The sequence below is a fragment of the Paenibacillus sp. Y660 genome (assembly GCF_057221575.1).
This window is the reverse complement of the sequence record NZ_JBXBBJ010000027.1, coordinates 47,547-65,587: the sequence shown is the minus strand read 5'-3', so window position 1 is coordinate 65,587 and position 18,041 is coordinate 47,547. Positions and strand designations below refer to the sequence as shown.

Here is an 18,041-nt window from a genome sequence, read left to right as displayed (position 1 = left end):
GTTTCGGGGAAGAAACAACACACAGGAACAAGTGTTGATGACGGCTATTGCACAGAATCTAAAGAAGATTGCGAGGCATCTAGCCAAGCAATCTACGCCACTAAATCACGGAAAAAGTATGCTTTTTGCTACCACAACCCGAATTTCCAGTTCTTGGGGTGGGTACCGACTTGCTGCTTAAAACTATTTCTAAACAGTCTGAAAAACTCCTGTTATTTCAAGTGTTTTTTGGCAAAAATCAGGTTTAGATGGATTTTCTCCCGTTAATATGTCGCTTTTGACCCTATTTCGGTGAAAGTGCTCCTTTTAACGGGAGTTTTTCCAGCTAAATGAACGAACTGACTTCTTATCAGGAAAATAGATGGAGCTTTTCCTGCTAATTCCACAAAATGGAAATGATTTGAGGTAGCCTTTTATTTCAAACTAGCTGGTTAAAAAATTTCAAAGTTAGGAACAAGTAAACGAGCAGAATTGGGATGTTCCCATTCCGTGCGGACACTTTTGGGACAGCCCTATTTTTTTTGTTGTGGTTATGGAATAGCTTCCGAGCTTTTTTAACGCTCCGATTATGGTTTGGCTTCCTTAAGCTTGCAAACACGACCTAATCATTCAATCCCTTTCCACCCAGAATTTGCTGCATACATTTTTCAACCCTTGACTCTCGAGTTTTGGATTGTTTGGGTTCAGAAAAATAAAAAATGTATGCTCTTTGCCGTCCAGGCGTCAATGCTTCAAAAGCAGTTTTTAAGGCAGGGATTTCATCAAATTTATTTTGAAGCTCTTCAGGAATTATGTATTCTGTATTCTTTTTAAAATTCACTTCCAAACCGGCTTTTTCAACTTCAATAGCTTCATAAATATAGGATTTCAAGATGGTTTCCATTTCAACTATTTCTTGAACATTGGTGAACCGAATCTGGCGCGCCGCCTGTACATTCTCCGTTTGTTGAATTAGGATACCATGGTCATCCTTTAACAAGGCGCCTTTGTGAAACAGAAGCGCACAGTATTCTTTAAATCCATGTATTAAAACGATGTTTTTATTCTGAAACGTGTAACAAGGATGCATCCACTTAAACTCTTCGGTAAGCTCACAGTCAAGAACGATACTTCTCAGCTTCTCATATTCTTCCTTCCACTTTTTGGACTTACTTAAATATTCATCAACCTTAGCATTCTGTCTACTATTTGTCATCAAGGAACACCCCTCGTCATTTCAAGTATGTTCGTATCTTCGTCTCATAGGTTCAATTGTACTGCTTTTTTATGAATTGTACAGTTTGCGTACAGACTCTAGTTTGGCGAGAATAATCTGTATTTTTGATCTTTTAGGCATATGGCAAGTATCTAGAAGCACGAAATCATGATGGTGTTCATCGGTTAAAATAGATGTTTTGAAAGCTCCATTGTTTCATACCACATAGATATGGGATAATTACTCAGGTAACGATCATCAGGAATGGAGCTTGTCTATGAACAAATTAAGCATTAAGAAAAAAGCGGACTTAGCGCTGCTCTTCTCCGCTGTCGGAATATTTGCCGCTTTTCCATTTCACGATACGTTTATTGGGGGACTTTTCTTTTCTCTCTTTAGCGCTGCAACGATCGGCGGACTCGCTGATTCCTTTGCGGTAAGCGCCTTGTTCGGCAATCCTTTGCGCATCAAATGGCCTTCATGGATGGGTACCAACATTATTTCCCGCAACCGGGAGCGCTTAATTGGCGAGCTTGTGAAGATGGTGCAGAACGAATTGCTGACCATTCCGAACATTAAAGAGAGGCTGGACGAGTACAACATCGCGGACGTACTAGTCACTTATTTGAAGCAGCATGGCGGCGAAGAGGGCATCAACGATATTTTGCAGCAGGTGGCAGATGATGTTATTACGACAATCGATTTGCAGGAGCTGGCCAAAATGGTGCAAACCTTCCTGTTCGAGCATGCCGATTCGATTCCAGTAGCGGATATTGCGGCAGATGCCGGCGATTGGACGATTCGAAATGGATACGATGACCGTATAATCGAATTTATTATTCCTGAGCTGATCAAAATCGTGAAATCGGCGCCTTTTGGAGCCGTCATCAGCCAGATCGTAGATTCAGCGATTCGCTCCTATGAAGGAGATCAATTCAGAAGGAAGCTGATTGATGCTACGGCGGGCTTGGAATCAGCGAATATTAGCGGAAGGCTGCAGCAGTGGCTGGTGTCGTTTCTGGAGAAATTTCATTCCGAGGATCATCCGCAGCGCCAGAAGCTAAAAGCTTTTATAGCGCAATTTGTTGCAAGGCTGCGTACAGACGAGCAGCTGCGCGGCCGAATTGAAGCGGGCAAGGCAACCCTGCTCTCCTCTGTGAAGGAAGAGATCAAGCTTGATGTTTATATACAGCGAGGGCTGGAGTCCATTCGCCGTGCCGCAGCAGCGAACGCGGAAGGGCAGCTTGCGCGTTATCCTTGGATTAAGGAGAAGCTGCATGAAGGAATCGCCGCTTTGGAAGCCAACACGGAGCTGCTCACTCGCATTGATCAATACGTGAAGACCACCGTGCTCAAATGGATGGAGCAGAAGCATTCGTACATCGGCAAGATGGTGACCGATAAGCTGAACAGCTTCTCCGAGGAGGAGCTAATCGAGCTTGTTAAAGAGAAAGCGGGACGTGATTTGCAATACATTCGGATTAACGGCATGGGAGTTGGAGCGATAATTGGTGTGGTGCTGCATCTAGCAACCTTTTGGATTGGAGGGCAAGCGTAATGGCAATGAGAAAAAAAGCAAATCGCAGCTTAATTTTGCTCGCCGTCCTGTTCGTCCTTGCCGCCTGCTGCTTGTATGTGTTTCCGGACAATTGGTGGACCCGAATGCTGCTTTATACGACCGAAGCAGGTCTTGTTGGGGCATTAGCCGATTTGTTTGCCGTTACGGTTCTATTTCGCCATCCATTTGGCTGGAGGTGGATTCCGCATACCGCAATCATTCCGAGAAATCGGGATAAGCTGATTGAAGGCGTCGCGAATATGGTCGAGCAGCAATTGCTGAGCAAAGATCTGTTGAAGGAAAAAGTGAGCCAGATTTCGCTTGTAGAGATCGCGATTGCGTGGGTGGACCGCCGTCAAGACGGCATAATGGCGGAGCAGGGATGGAAGCTCGTGTCGGGGCTTCTTGCTAAGCTTGATCTAAAAGGTTTATCTGTCGTTTTGGATGAGAAGGCTCGCAAAAGCTTAAGCAACGTTAATATGTCACCTTATGCTGGCAAGGCGCTGAAGTGGGTGATGGATCAGGGCAATTTTCAAAGCTGGCTCAATTATGTGGTAGAGTTTGCAGCTGAGAAGGCTGCCGATGAGCAGACGAAGCTCGTTATTCGGGAGCTGCTTGGCAAGGAGAAGGAGAAATTCGTTAACCAAGGCAGCATTTTTTCCAAATGGCTCAAAAAAATGGCTGTTGAAATCGCGGAATCTACCAATGCGCTTAACCTCGACGATGCGGCAAATGTGTTATATGGCGATTTGCAGCGATTAATCGATGACTTGCGAAATCCTCAGCATGAGCTTCGTGTTTTGCTTGAAGACATGATATATCAGCTGGCTGACCATTTGCAAAATCGCGAGGACGTATCCGCTGCTGTAAACGAGTGGAGAGTCGAGGTCATCGAGAAGATTTCCTTCCTGCCATCGATTGAAGCCTTGCTTGGCAACGTGAGACAGCTCCTAATGAAGGATCAGGGCATGGAGCTAGTTGTGCTAGCGAAGCATTCCGTTAATCAAACCGATATAAAGGATTTGATCAATCAGTTCATTAAGTCTTATTGGGACTGGTTCAAGGCAAATGAGGAAACGAAGGGCTGGCTGGAGCAATACGCCCAAAAATTCGTTTATAAAATGATCGATACGGAGCATGCGATTATAGGTGTCATCGTGCGCAAAACGCTGGATAGCTTTACGGAGCAGAAGCTGGTGTACTTCATTGAGAGCAAGGTCGAGACCGATCTGCAGCGCATTCGGTTGAATGGAGCGTATATTGGCTCCGCGCTGGGCGCAGCCTTTTATCTCCTGCTGTATGGCGTTTACGAGCCGATTTTACGTTTGTTTTAACGAGAAGCCCTTACTCATTAGTACTGCTATTGGGAAGGGCTTTTTTTGTTTGGCTTAAACTTCGGAATGAAAGTGGAAGTTTAGTTCAGGGAATGGTTGGAAAAATATTGGGATTAAATTATACTCTTAACATCTGGATTTAAAAGTGGAAGGGTACGGCTAAACTAGCTATGCAGTAAAGAGGAGGAGAGAGCATTTACAATATGTCTGAGATTATTAATGAGGTCGGAGTTCATGTTAATAAGATGGATCAGCTATGGATGGACCGCTTTAATGGTGTTGCAACCAAATATTTGCAACATTATTTGGCTTGGTTTTGTTATATAGACAGCAAGGAATATGAGAATACCGCATCGAATAAGAAAAATATGTTGGTCAAATCGGGCCTGTTTTCTGTGACCGACACGTACACCAAACTTCGGCTTTCTGCTTATTCTTGTTAAGCTAACAGGCAGGATAGTTGGAAATTTGCAACATTCATATGGGTCTTCACGTCTAATATTGAAATGTAAAAATTTGATAAATGGAGGTGCATTAAGATTAAAAAGATTATTCTTTATCTTACATTATGTTGTTTTGTTTTCCTGATTGGTTGTAGTAAAGCTATTCTATGGACCTTCATATCTCATACCTCCTTTACTTTCGCTACATCCACTTTTACAACAAAAAAACGGCGCTTTGCGGCGCCGAAGTCAGTACTTTGCTCAAAATAACGTCGACTCAAACGTGACGTCAGAATGTCGATATGTATAGCTTTGACACACTTTATTTTACAAGTGTAAGCTGTTCTCCTGGCTGGAGAGCGAAGCCTTCGATTCCTTGCTCCTTCAACTGTGCGGTGAAGGCTGCAGTATCTTGCACGATGCCTGGGAATGTGCTGTGATGAACCGGGATCACGTTCTTTGCTTGCAGCCATTTTGCTGCAATCAGAGCATCCTTAGGTCCCATTGTGTAAAAATCCCCGATCGGCAGTACCGCGTAATCAATATCGTGGAGCTCGCCGATCATTTTCATATCTCCGAACAAGGAGGTGTCGCCGGCATGATAAAGCGTAACTCCGTTCCAATCCAAGACAAATCCGCCCGGCATGCCTGCATAGATGATGCTTTGAGAATCGTCCGATATAATAGAAGAGCTGTGGAATGCGTGAACAAGCTTTGCTCTGGCAAATCCCAAGTCCACAGTTCCTCCGATGTTCATTCCGATCGTCTTTAGGCCCTTCCAAGAGTAGTAGGTAGCGAGCTCAAAAGTGGCGACAATGGTCGCATCGTTAGCTCTGGCGATAGCTTCCGCATCAGCGGTGTGATCCGTGTGTCCGTGTGTAAGCAAAACGTATTGAACTTGAATGTCCTCGGCTTTCGCTTTGGCAACGGGATTGCCGCTCAGGAACGGATCGATGATGATCGAATGCTCACCATCCGAGATCTGAATGCAAGAGTGTCCGTGAAAAATAAGGTTCATTTTTTTTCCTCCGTATACTTTTTATTATTCGTTTGACGACAATACGAGTATATTATTTGTTTCTTTTTTTGTCAAATTACTGTAATATGAGGATAGCAATTTTTCTGGAAGGGGATCAAAAAACGAATGCTGTCAATCGAGAAGCAGATACTTTTCCTGCTGTCAAAAAAGCGTTGCATGCATGCTAAAGAGTTAGTACAAATTTATACGAAACGCGGCTATAAGGAGCAGTCGATCAGGAACGTTCTATCACGAATGAAGAAAGAAAAGTATATTCAAGCGGAAGAGCGTTCCCTGTATTCCATAATGGACAAAGGTGAGCAGTTTTTATCCTTCGTGAACCGGAAACCGCGGCAATACGATGTGGACTGGAACCGTAAATGGTATTTCGTGCACTTCGAAGTACCGGAGCCGGAGAGGCATAGAAGGGATCAATTCCGTTTGCAACTGCTGCAGCTTGGCTTCGGTCAACTATATAAAGGCGTATATGTCTCTCCTTGGGATTATAGAAAGCAGCTTTTGTCATTGATTCAAGCGGCCTCCATGGATGAATACGTCACTATCTCGGAAGCGTCGATTTTGTTTCGGGATATTACCCCCGAGCGGGCAGCTGACATTTGGCCTCTAGCCAGCATCCATCACCTGCATCAGGAGAAGTGGCAATGGTATCAAGACGAATTCGTTCCGGCTTTGAATAAGGAAATCAGGGGCATGATGGATCCCTTAGAGTTGTTTGTCCTTTATTTGCATGTCGGAGAAGTTATCAGCGAGATTAGCCTTAGGGATCCCATGCTTCCGGCGTCTCTGCTACCAGATGATTGGATGGGTCATCGCGTAATCACTGAGTTATATCGTTCGTTTCAGTCGTTCGCCACCCTCATCCCCAGCTCTTCAAAGTATTATCAATTTCTCGTGTAACACATGAGTATCCGGACAATGCTGCCCGATTTGTGAGAAAAGGCTGTCATTCATGCCGGCAGCTTTTCAAGACGAATTCTGAAAACGAAGAAAAAATAAAAAACTTACAGAACAACTCGCTGATGAAGGTTGATACTAGAGTATTAAGTAAGATTGATAGTTAATAAAAGATTGCGTTCGTTATATTTTGAAGTGAATATGAAACATGCAACGGCAGCTCGTTGTGATAACGTGCAATGTGAACCGTGATTGGATCGATGTTCTGTATTTTTCCTGAGGATAAAACAGGTGAAAATAATGAAGAGGCATTAAAACAGCCGTCCTGGATTGTCGCCTAATCTCCTCCTACTGAATAATCTGAAGTATAAGTTGATTCAGGAGAGGATGTTGGCCATGCAAACTGTTCCTCATGATCTCGATCAAGGATGGATCGCCTACACGTCGGACCGCAGCGGGCCGTTCGACATCTGGCTGTACCGACCTCATAACGGTCTTAATTTTCAAATTACACAGGGGATTGGTGCGGAATATTCCGTTCCGTATTGGTCCCCGGACAGCAGGAGAATCGCTTTCATCGGCATTGGCAACGTGGTCCACTTGTTGGATACCGTTACGCTCACCGTCGCCCGGATCGACCAAATCGAACCCCATACGCTTCTGGACTGGTCCCCGGACAGCCGGTTTCTCGCGTATGTCCAAGACGGGCGAATCGTCATCTATGATACTTTCTCGCATAACAGCTACGCCCTCCCGGAGCCGGGCGCCAGCGATGTTCAGTGGTTTCCTTCAGGTAAAGAGCTTCTGTTCGCGGCTCCGGACTCCAACGGCAACACTCAGCTCTTCCGCATCCGGACCGATGGCACAGACCGGAGACAAATCACGAAAAATACGGACGGACCGCTCCATGACGTTCGCCTTTCCCCGGATGGCACCTTCGCACTTTATACGTTCCCCGGTGTCAGCATTTCCATCATTTCGACGGTGGACCTGGCCACAGGCACCATCTACACGCTGGATGGCGGACCGCTTTCCAAAAACTATTTTCCGGCATGGTCACCGGACTCTCGGAGCATAGCCTACAGCGCAACCGCCTATAAGGAGCCGAATTATTATACTCTCATCCAAATCGACAGCCGTACGGGTCAAAATCAAAGGACGTTGGCGGTTTCGGACTGTTTCGCCACTCCTGTCAACTGGTCGCCGGACGGCAGAAATATCGCGTATTTATCGGGATGCGCAGGTGTAGATAGCGCAAGTCAGCTCTGGATTGTCGATACCAGGGAGCCGATGCCGGTGAACGTCCTCAGCGGCGGTCGGATTACCGCCCTGCAGTGGTCTCCTCACGTCAGAAGAGTTTCGGAAAATATCTACACAAGCTTTGTCTACCGTGTATCCTTTCCGTATCCCGCAAACTGGCTCCAGGTCAGTGATGAGAGGTACGAAGGGCCAGGTGGTTTCTTTCAGGTATCCGCGATTTCAGCGGGCGACCGAATTGCCGATGTATGCAGCTCCGAAGCTTTTCATCCATTGATGCCTTACGGCTCTTCTCCTCGGATTGTCATGATGACGATAGAAAATCGGGAGGCTTGCTTCATTTTCCCATCGGCCGACCAACCAGCGGAGATGAACAAACAGGCCGCCCTCATCGTGAGATATCCCCGTCCTGTCCAAATCGGGGAATCGTTTTACAATTACTTTATCCTTTGGGCCGACGTCAACCACATCCGCCAAATTGGCAAGCGTCTGTCTTTCCTTTAGCCAACCATCATTGATGGTTGGTTTTTTTAATAATCAGCGGGTTGGCCTGCTCATTTTATTAAACCAAAGTGCTGAATAATGCAATGACAAGGCTGCTCAGATACCGAGCAATGAGTAATTGTAAGGAATCTAGGCTTGCCTTTTAAATATATTAGAGTTATTATGGATTCACAAAGTCGTTAATGGAGGTGCTTTATGAAATATTCTCAGGCGACCGACTATGCGCTTCATGCGATGCTCTATTTGGTAACAGCGGCACCTGATAAGCCTGTCGGCGTACAATTGCTTGCTGAAAAGCTGGGCGTTTCGCAAACCTATCTGTCCAAAATGATGACGAAGCTTGTCAAGGCTGGATTGATTCAGTCTGCGCCCGGTGCTAACGGTGGATATCGTCTCAGACGGATGCAGGAGGATATATCCTTTCTCGATGTCATCCGTGCGATCGAAGGGACTGCTTCGTTGTTCGAATGCAGCCTGAATCACGGAAGCGAATGTCTAATCCAACAGGTTGTTATCGACGCTGAACGTCAGATGGAGCAATTTTTGGACAACAAAAAGATAGCGGATGTGGCGAAATTATTCAAGACGGAGTAATGTTCCGTCCTTTTTTTAGCGTTATTAAAGATATAATGAATCTATTATATCTCTAATAAAATATTGCAAAGCGAAAGGGAGAATGATAATGACTCACGATTGTGCTATTATCGGAGGAGGACCAGCAGGTCTAAATGCTGCGCTTGTGTTAGGCAGGGCAAGAAAAAATGTGGTAGTTATTGATGAAGGGCGTCCACGAAATGGGGTTACTCGCCACACGCATGGCTTTCTTACCAGAGATCATATAAGTCCAAGCGAATTTAGAAGAATTGCGAAGGAAGAGATTAGTTCATATCCATCCATTTATTTTGTGGCGGATACAGCCGTATCGATCACCGGAAACGATGGGGATTTTCAAATTAAGACTGCACAAGGACAGTGCTATCGAAGCAAAAAACTGCTCTTTGCAGTAGGAATGAAGGACCTCCCGTTAGATATTAAGGGGCTGGCAGATGCATATGGTAAAAGCGCCTTTATATGCCCGTATTGTGATGGCTGGGAACTAAGGGAGCAGCCGCTTGTCTTAATTGTCAAGGGAGCGGATGCGCTGCACTTGGCCAAAATGATTTCTGGATGGACGAATCGCTTTACAATCTGTACTAACGGACCAGATGAATTGACGGACGAACAACGTGAGGAACTGCATCAACATAACGTACCTATATTCGACTCACCGATCCATTCTATCGAATCTAACGAAGGCATGGTGCAGCATGTTGTTCTAGAGGATGGTACAAGAATCTCATGCACAGGCCTATTTTTTAGATCGAAGCTTATTGCCGGGTCAAACCTTCCGCAAGCAATAGGCTGCCAGATCACGGAAACAGGGACTGTCATCGTCGATCATTTCGGTAAAACGAACGTTCCAGGCGTCTTTAGTGCCGGTGATGCAGCATCGCAGCTTCATCAAGCCATTATAGCTGCTTCTTTGGGCTCATTGGCTGGTGTGGGCATTAACAACGAACTGAATGAAGAGGCTTGGATCCAAAATACAGTCAGGTAGTATGGAGGTAAGCTAAGCTAGCCGGAAAGCGCGAAGACGCCATCGTCTGCAGTAGCTCAATTTGGAATGGAACGCGAGCCAGCAGATGACGCTTGTTGTCGTTGAGGCCATGCTGAGCTGTTTTTGCTAGTGCGTACGGTGGAAGTCTGCATTCGGTTGGTGGACGAAGCTACATTGCAGAATTGCAGCAGAATCAGTCTTTAAAGTGGCAAATGGGGAGGAAATAGGCGATTCTATTGCATAAACTGCAGCGTAGCAAAGATGCTGCAACCAAATCGGAGATTACATTGCACATACTACACTGTAGCGTGCGAATTGCAGGTCATTCATGTGTGAAAAGTGAAAGTTAGCGTGCGAATAGCAGGTCATGCTGGTTATCCTTTTGCCATTCACCGATAAGCTGAAAAAGGAGTGTCCTTATTAAGAGGGCACTCCTTTTGTTGTATATAAAGCTACGGGGAGGGGACAATCGTAAGATGGAATAATTGTACATAAGGAGAAGCGGCCTATGGATTCTTTTTTGCAGGAAGTGAAGGAGAAGCTTGGCGGAAATGACGATTTCCTCATACAACCGGACGAAGTTTGCGGGGTGCCCGTCGTTATGATGGGTTTCACTTCGCTAATTAATTTGGTGAGTACAAAAATATCGCTTCGAAAAAATATGGACAACGCCGATCTTGCTCCCCAATCCGTTGCGGATATTATGTCATTGCTCGGCGAAATAAGAGAGATGGATGCCAGCGAAGCCTACGCCTTATTCGTCGGGGGCAAATTCATCATCTATTTCGAAAGTGAACAAAGATGCGTCATAGTAGAACCGTTCCCGATCGTACTGAATCGTTCAATCGAATCGCCTACGAATGAGAACGTGCTGCAAGGGCCGATTAGCTCGTTCATTGAGGATATCGATACAAACATCGGAATGGTCAGAAAACAGATGATGTCAAAGCATGTTCAGGTGAAATCTTATTTAGCAGGCAACGATCAGCAGAAGAAGATTTCGCTTATTTATGACAACCTGAATGCTGATCCTGAGCTGGTGAGCAAAGTAACGAGCCAAATTGAGAAGAACCTGCATAGAGAAATCAACAATTTGCAAAACATGGCGAAAACGATGGGTTTTTCCTCATGGTCCGCCATCCCTAAGTTCAATACGACCGAATTGCCGCAAGAGGCAGCAAGCGCATTGAAAAAAGGAAGAGTCGTGCTATTTATTGATCGGCTGCCGTTTGCGCTTGTGCTCCCAAATCTGCTATGGGATATGTTTTCTCTCGAGAACGATCGGAATTATCCGATTCCATTAACGATCGCAATCCGCCTATTGCGAGTGATCGGCGTATTGATAACGCTGCTTGCGCCAGGTATATATGTCGCTATCGTAGCGGTGAACCCTGAGGTGTTACGAATAGAGCTTGCACTTAATATTGCTCAGAGCCGCGAAGGCGTGCCCTATCCGGCAATCGTTGAAATTATTTTAATGCTGGTCGTATTGGAATTGATTATTGAGGCCAGTACAAGGCTTCCGAAGAGTATTGGTCCAACGATCACAATGGTAGGAGGCATTATTTTGGGACAGGCAGTCGTGACGGCTAGATTGGTAAGCAATCTGCTCATTATCGTGCTTGCGGCTACGACGATAGCGAATTCTACCGTTGTAGGCTTTCAAAATTCGCTTTCCATCCGACTGTTCAAATATGTCATCGTCATTTTGAGTGCCTTATATGGCGTTCTTGGATTACTAGGCGGGTTGGTATTACTAAGCGCGTATCTAGCCAGTCTTACTACGTTTGGCATTTCATATCTGAATATTAGTATGAAGAAGGGTGAATGGGAAAATGGATAAATCTTATCATGTCATATTAATGTACGTGTTGACTCAACTGGGATTTATGTTTTTTTTCTATCCCTTTGATATTATAGCAAGCACAACAGAGGGACATTGGTTTCCGATTACTTTTGGGATTGCCATTAATATGCTTCTCGTATGGGCTTATATGAAGGGTCTCAGCTACTTCCCAAAACAGGATATTATCAGTATTTACTTAGGCGTCGGCAAGTGGGCAGCCACCCTTTTTTTATTGCCGCTTGTCCTTTATTTGATCTTTGTTGATATCATCACTATACGCGCTTTTGCTAATATCATTATCCTCGTTTTTCTGGCGAATACGCCTATGTGGGCGATTGCTGGGCTCCTTATTGTCATCTCTACCTATATCACCTTAAATGGGGTGAATGCCATATTTCGAACGGGAATTGTGCTTGCCCTTTTATTTCTTCCTTTGATCCTATTCACAATTTTTATATCGTTTCAGAATGTGGATTATCATTACTTGTTTCCGTTATTTCATATCGATTTTTCATTTATTACGAAGCAGGCTTATCTTTACAGCTTTTCTGCATTTGCCGCAGGCTTTCTGTTTCTTGGTTTCGTGCAGCCGTATTTTTCCTTTAGCCGAAAAAAAGTAATGATTACCTTGGTGGCGCTCGTTCCTTTTATGTTTCTGTCTGTCTACCTGCCCCTTCTAACCTTCGGACAGTCTACCGCCTCTACCTTTAAATTTCCTTTCGTTATGCTTGTCAGTACCATCCATATCAATTGGTTGATGTTTGACAGAGTGACGATATTTTTGCTGCTGAGCCTAATTACATTCACGATGCTGACTATCTCCTTGCTGCTGTGGGAAGTCAGTTGTATTTTAAATCGAGCCATGCCGAAAGTGAAATTAAACTATTTTGTTATCGCAGTAGCTGCGGTCATTTATAGTTGCAGCATGCTGGTTTCTAATTGGGATACCCTTCAGGCGGTTAGGCTGTGGAATGTGATGTTCCGATTTTTTGTATTGTTCGCGATTCCTTTTTCCATTTTATTTATAGGGCTTCGTTCCAAAAGGATGTATAAAGATGAGAGTGTTTAAAACGCTAATCGCCATCAGCCTTATTCTCTCCCTAAGCGGATGCTGGGATAATCGAGATATCAACCACAGGGCATTGCCGATTGTAATGGGCGTAAAGAAAAAAAACGACGAATACTGCGTCTATTTACAAATTCCTGTACCAAACGGGAATACGACAAAAATTAAAATTGTATTCGAATCAGGGAAAACGATTAATCATGCCGTGGATAAAATCAGTGCGAATCTGGAGGAGCATGTAGATTTGCTTCACGTGAAGGTTATTCTGTTAGATAAGACATACGCCCAGGAGGGTATGGATGACATAATCGCTGATTTTATGAGAGAGCGTGACGTATCATCCAAGTCGCTTATCGCGATTTGCGATGAAGACATGGGGCATTTTTTTGCAAATGTGACGAAAAATATAGATCCTCAAGGGATGGCGCTCTATGACTTTTTCGAGAGAAATGCTGGGTGGAATCCACAAATTGCGCTGACTCGGGTGTGGGAGATATATAGAAGCATTCATTCCTACACGCGTGATGTAACGGTTCCGATCATTCGGTCGGGGACAAACACCGTCGTGCAGCATGTTGGCTCAGCGGTAATCAAAAATGGGAAAATGGTTGCGCAGATCAGCATGGATGAGACGTTGTTGTTCAACGCCTTCAATAGCGAAAGCACGCAGGGGACAATTGAAGTCAGCAATCATGCAAGCGTGCTAATCACCAGCAATTCGATAACGAACAAAAGCTTGATGAGCAACGATGTGCCGATTTTGAAAAGCAAAATTAAATTAAAGGTCGTTTTTTTGGAGACGAAAGGAAAGCCTACGAGTGAGATGATCAAGAATGAGCTTGAAGGCATGTTGGAAAAACGATTTGATCTGATGTTTGCCAAGATTCAAGCGAGCGGAGCGGATATTTTGGGGACAGGCCAATATTTCAGAAATAAAATACCAAGGGCAAAGCTGAAAAATTGGCGAACGCAATATTATCCCAAGCTTAAGCTGGAGCTTCAAGTCGATGCGACCATTGAAAGTACAGGGTTTCTAAATATGCTGTAATTCCGAATAATCGGAACGAACAGCGACAAAGGGCACGGCTTATAAAAAAACAAATAGAACCTTTGTCATATTCACAGGAATTTGATACAATTCACAAGTCAACACCTTACAATTTCATAGATTAGCTAGTATGGTGCTGCAATTTTATTGCAGCTTAATAGGGAAGTTCGGTCAAAGTCCGACGCGGTCCCGCCACTGTATCGCAGAGCTGACTATCATTAATCCACTGTTCGAATGGGACGGGAAGGAGATAGCTGAAGCTATGAAGCGAAGCCAGGAGACCTGCCATATAAGCGCTCTATATTTTCTCACGAGGATGGGAGGGAGATGTTATTCGTGCTGCGGCAATAGGGGAATCTCTGTGCCATGCTCCGAATGTAACAGCCCAAACATCTTTCCAGAAAGCGGAAAGATGTTTTTTTGTTGTCAAAAAAGGAACGAGAGGGAGAGAATACATTGCTATCTTTTAAAAACTTCATGAAAAAAAGCTTGCCCGCCATTATTAGTTTTCTATTAGTATTTACTTTATTTGCACCGCAGGCCAGTCATGCGGCAGATCATTCCGCGAATTCTTCATTAAATGGAATGATCGACAAAACGGTTAACCTTTATAAAAAACAAAGTCAGACTTTAGAATCATGGTGGCAAATCGTTGCGTTATGGGGTGCAGGACAAGACCTTGATGACGGCAGTTGGAAGCTTCCTAGCTGGAAGACTTTAGAGCCGAAAGGCGACGAGGCATTGGAGCCTAATGCTGGCGGAACCGAGCATATCCGATATATTTATTCCTTGCTCGCGATGGGAGAAGACCCTGCTCACGCATGGCAAACGGATCGTAATTTGTATGCGGAGCTGGCAGCACAGCAAAATTCAGGCACGGGTGCATTTGCAGGTACGCTAAACAAGCATATGTGGGCGATTCATGCGCTCGACACAGGTGCGAAGCTCGGCAGCAACGTAGGAACTTGGGATTCGGCAGCAAAGAAGAAGGCAGTAGACTATTTGCTTAGCAAGCAGCTGTCAGATGGCGGCTTTGCTTTCTTCGGCAGCACTTCTGAGCCAGATATGACGGGTATGGGGCTGCTTGCGCTTGGAAACTACCAGAGTGACAGCGCTGTTCAACAGGCTATCGTAAAAATAAAAGCCTATCTAAAAACGAAGCAGCTAAACCAAGAAAATATAATGTTCGGCGACAATTCGAACAGCATGTCCGCTGCCGTATCGGGATTGACTGCAATTAGCGAGGATGTATTGTCTGATACTTGGGCTGCCAACGGCAAAACCGTTCTTGATACATATTCCTTGCTTCAGCTTGAGGATGGATCATTTAAATGGAAAGCTAACGAAACGAATGGCGATCCTATGGCAACGGAACAAGGCCTTATTGCGCTAATCGATATTAAAAATCAGAAAGCCGTATGGCATCGCTTTGGCGATGAAATCAAACTGCCCGTTCAGGTCAACGTTCAGGTCAACGTACAGGTTGATGGCAAATCGGGAGATCTTTATACCAAGCAACCGGTAACCGTTACACAAATAAAAAATCCAACGGCGTTAGATGCTCTTAAGCATGCTCTGGATACTGCGAATCCTTCCATTGCATACGATATTGTAAACAGCAGCTACGGTCCTTATGTGAAAGGGATTGCAGGAGAAGAAGCCGGCTCCCTGGGCGGCTGGGATGGCTGGATGTATGAAGTAAACGGCGTCGAGGCAACTGTAGGAGCGAGTACCTATAAGCTCAAAGCGAATGATGAGGTTCGGTTCTATTATAGCCGTTACCCTGATATTTCGTCTCAAACAGTGTTTGACGACAGTTCATCAAATCCAAATGTAGATATAACACTCGTTGGGGATGAGTTCAGCAAAGGCGCTGTAGCAGCCGGCAACTGGTCAATCAATACCGAGAAATCAGGTCTATCAATCGGTTCGATTGTGAAAGAAAGCAATCAGAAGATTAAGCTCAATTTGACAGGGAAAGCTACGGACGAGCCTATCACGATCAAAGCATTAGCAGGAGCATTAATTGGTCAAGCGGAAAGTAATTCAATTTCCGTTGCTGTTCCCGTACCTGTGTATGTCACCGCTATGCTTCAAGTAGATGATCTAACCGGGTCTGTCTATGGTGAACATGCAGTAAGGGTTAAGAGCACCATTAAGCCTGCTACTGCATTAGATGCGCTAAAGCAAGGACTTGATCAAGCCAATCCGAAGATTAGCTACAAAATTGTAAATAGCAGCTTCGGGCCTTATGTGTCAACAATTGACGGGCTAGCAGCCGGCAGCCTTGGCGGCTGGGATGGCTGGATGTATGAAGTGAACGGGAAGTCGCCGCAAGTGGGCGCAGGCGCATATGAGCTTAAAGAAAATGATAAGGTTCGTTTCTATTACAGCACATACCCGGCAATCTCGACAGAATCAAAGATTGCAAGTGGTGCTTTGAATCCATCCATTGTCGTGAAGCTTGTTGGAGATAAGTTCACCAGTAAGGCAGCAACTAGCAGCAATTGGACGATTGACACAGGCCATACAGAGCTTGCGGTTAACTCACTTAATGGAGAAGGAAACCAAACAACGATTTCGTTTACAGGAACGGCAAAAGGCGGCACTATAGCGATTAAAGCGCTTGGAGCAGCGCTTGTCGGCGGCAACGATAGTGAATCAATCACGGTTGCTGTACCGCGCATTGTTAGTGAGACAACGGATCAAGCAATTGCCATCAATAAGAACGAAACAGAGGTAGTCGTTGGATCAGCGGGCGAGGGTCAAGTCACTAACAATGTAACCCTTAACTTTGAAACGACAGCATTGCCAAAAGTAACAGCAACACGCGGAAACACCGTGCTTGAGATTCCAGCCTCTACGGAAGTAACAACGTCGACTTGGGACAAAGCGCTTGAGCTTCCGAAAAATTTAAGCACAGCTGAATCCGGCTTGACTAACAAGCTGGATGCGGCTTTGTCAGCTGGCAATAAGAAAGTAGAGTCCATCGCCGTTCGGATCAAAGCTGGCGGTCCCGAAAAAATTCAATTTAACCAGCATGTTGCGATTACCATTAAAGGACAAGGCGACAAGGAAGCTGGCTTCATAGATCAAGCAGGCGTATTCACGCCTATCAAGAAATATTCGGATTCATCCGTCCATACGGATGAGGTGTATGCTTATAACCAAAATGGCGATTTAGTCATTCAAACGAAGCATTTCACTGAATTTTTGGCCTTCAAAACAACTTCAACATCATTGCCATTGCCTGGCGGCAGCGGTCCTGCGCCTGTTGCCGATAAGGTAACGTTATCCGTTGAGAAGCGATCGATAAATGAAGGAGACTTTATTGCTCCTGCAGCCGTAACGATTCAGGCAGGCGATACTGCTTTTACCGTTCTGAAACGTGCGCTGGACGATAAAAGCTTGAAGCTCGATTATTCGGGTTCAGGAGCCAGCATTTATGTGAAGGGCATTGGCGGACTTAAGGAAATGGATAATGCTTATGGAAGCGGCAGCGGCTGGATGTATTCCGTTAACGGAACTTTCCCTAAAGTGAGCGCAGGTAATTATACGCTCAAAAATGGTGACGTTGTTCGCTGGCAGTATACAAAGGATCTCGGCAAAGATATTGGGGCACCTATCGATCCAAATGAAACAGGCGGCCAGAAACCAGGCCAGAAACCAGGCGAGAAGCCTGGCGAGAAGCCGGAACCATCTACTGCTCCGAAATATACAGATGAAGCAAAAGTTTCAAGCTGGGCGCTTGATGCGGTTACAAAAGCAACTGCTCTTGGCTTTATGCAAGGAACGAGTACAGCAAATCCGACATTCGAGCCTAAGCGTCAGCTGACTCGTGCTGAATTTGCTGCTCTAATGGTCAAATATTCAGGAGCTGAGCCGCTGCTCGCTGATTCCGGATTTACGGATGTCGGCAAGCAAAATTGGTACTACGGTTATGTAGCGGCTGCAAAAGAAAAAGGGTTGATGTCAGGCGTGACAGACACAGCGTTTGCACCTAACGAGCCGATTACAAGGCAGGAAATGGCTGCGGTCATCGTAAGGCTGAAGGGCTTGGCTGATTCCAGTGCGCCGCAGGCTGCGATTAAAGATCGAGATGCCGTATCGGCGTGGGCCGTTTCTTATGTGAATGTTGCTTATCAGAAAGGTCTGATGACGGGCGATAACGGGTCATTTAATCCACAAGCTCTTGTAACAAGAGAAATGGCTGCCGTTGCGATCATTCGACTGCATGAATTGAAATCATAATTAGACAAT

13 protein-coding genes, 1 pseudogene and 1 riboswitch are annotated in these 18,041 nt (G+C 45.2%); of the genes and pseudogenes, 12 read left to right on the top strand and 2 right to left on the bottom strand.

Annotated features, from left to right (window positions below; all coding sequences use genetic code 11):
• The coding region (locus AC2TDN_RS22365) for a hypothetical protein (protein ID WP_484690220.1) at positions 1–181 on the top strand (181 nt) is incomplete at its 5' end.
• 420 nt (positions 182–601) lie between these two features.
• Here AC2TDN_RS22365 and AC2TDN_RS22360 read toward each other — a convergent pair.
• Complete coding sequence (locus AC2TDN_RS22360) at positions 602–1,195, bottom strand: YdeI/OmpD-associated family protein (protein WP_482069250.1); 594 nt, start codon at positions 1,193–1,195, stop codon at positions 602–604.
• 277 nt (positions 1,196–1,472) lie between these two features.
• Here AC2TDN_RS22360 and AC2TDN_RS22355 point away from each other — a divergent pair, with 277 nt between their 5' ends.
• The 3 genes and pseudogenes from AC2TDN_RS22355 to AC2TDN_RS22345 form a co-directional block, all read left to right on the top strand.
• Positions 1,473–2,753 carry a DUF445 domain-containing protein gene (locus AC2TDN_RS22355; RefSeq protein WP_484690219.1) on the top strand — a complete coding sequence of 427 codons (1,281 nt, stop codon included), beginning with the start codon at positions 1,473–1,475 and terminating at the stop codon, positions 2,751–2,753.
• Entirely contained in the window at positions 2,753–4,087 is a 1,335-nt protein-coding gene (locus AC2TDN_RS22350) for a DUF445 domain-containing protein (protein WP_482069248.1), read from the top strand. The genes AC2TDN_RS22355 and AC2TDN_RS22350 overlap by 1 nt, the downstream gene beginning before the upstream one ends.
• A 257-nt stretch (positions 4,088–4,344) precedes the next feature.
• A pseudogene (locus tag AC2TDN_RS22345) lies at positions 4,345–4,486 on the top strand (IS1595 family transposase); the annotation flags it as partial.
• Between the two features lie 366 nt (positions 4,487–4,852).
• Here the strand turns inward: AC2TDN_RS22345 and AC2TDN_RS22340 are convergent.
• Positions 4,853–5,548 (bottom strand): metal-dependent hydrolase, encoded by a 696-nt coding sequence (locus AC2TDN_RS22340; protein WP_482069244.1) that lies wholly within the window; start codon positions 5,546–5,548, stop codon positions 4,853–4,855.
• Positions 5,549–5,803: 255 nt separating this feature from the next.
• On the opposite strand from AC2TDN_RS22340, the gene AC2TDN_RS22335 reads away from it, so the two are divergent.
• From AC2TDN_RS22335 to AC2TDN_RS22300, 8 genes are all read left to right on the top strand, one after another.
• Entirely contained in the window at positions 5,804–6,466 is a 663-nt protein-coding gene (locus AC2TDN_RS22335) for a PaaX family transcriptional regulator C-terminal domain-containing protein (protein ID WP_484690218.1), read from the top strand.
• Between the two features lie 384 nt (positions 6,467–6,850).
• Positions 6,851–8,224 (top strand): WD40 repeat domain-containing protein, encoded by a 1,374-nt coding sequence (locus AC2TDN_RS22330; RefSeq protein WP_484690217.1) that lies wholly within the window; start codon positions 6,851–6,853, stop codon positions 8,222–8,224.
• A gap of 195 nt (positions 8,225–8,419) precedes the next feature.
• Positions 8,420–8,818: an RrF2 family transcriptional regulator gene (locus AC2TDN_RS22325; RefSeq protein ID WP_482069241.1), complete on the top strand. Its 399-nt coding sequence runs from the start codon at positions 8,420–8,422 to the stop codon at positions 8,816–8,818.
• A gap of 88 nt (positions 8,819–8,906) precedes the next feature.
• Positions 8,907–9,821: an NAD(P)/FAD-dependent oxidoreductase gene (locus AC2TDN_RS22320; protein WP_484690216.1), complete on the top strand. Its 915-nt coding sequence runs from the start codon at positions 8,907–8,909 to the stop codon at positions 9,819–9,821.
• A 508-nt stretch (positions 9,822–10,329) separates the two neighbouring features.
• Entirely contained in the window at positions 10,330–11,664 is a 1,335-nt protein-coding gene (locus AC2TDN_RS22315) for a spore germination protein (RefSeq protein WP_482069239.1), read from the top strand.
• On the top strand, positions 11,657–12,736 hold the full coding sequence (locus tag AC2TDN_RS22310) for a GerAB/ArcD/ProY family transporter (protein ID WP_484690215.1): 1,080 nt from the start codon (positions 11,657–11,659) through the stop codon (positions 12,734–12,736). The genes AC2TDN_RS22315 and AC2TDN_RS22310 overlap by 8 nt, the downstream gene beginning before the upstream one ends.
• A complete protein-coding gene (locus tag AC2TDN_RS22305; protein ID WP_484690214.1) occupies positions 12,723–13,781 on the top strand; it encodes a Ger(x)C family spore germination protein in 1,059 nt (352 codons plus the stop codon). The genes AC2TDN_RS22310 and AC2TDN_RS22305 overlap by 14 nt, the downstream gene beginning before the upstream one ends.
• 114 nt (positions 13,782–13,895) lie before the next feature.
• A riboswitch (cobalamin riboswitch) is annotated at positions 13,896–14,085 on the top strand.
• Positions 14,086–14,237: 152 nt separating this feature from the next.
• Positions 14,238–18,032 (top strand): DUF4430 domain-containing protein, encoded by a 3,795-nt coding sequence (locus AC2TDN_RS22300; RefSeq protein ID WP_484690213.1) that lies wholly within the window; start codon positions 14,238–14,240, stop codon positions 18,030–18,032.
• Positions 18,033–18,041 lie beyond the last annotated feature (9 nt).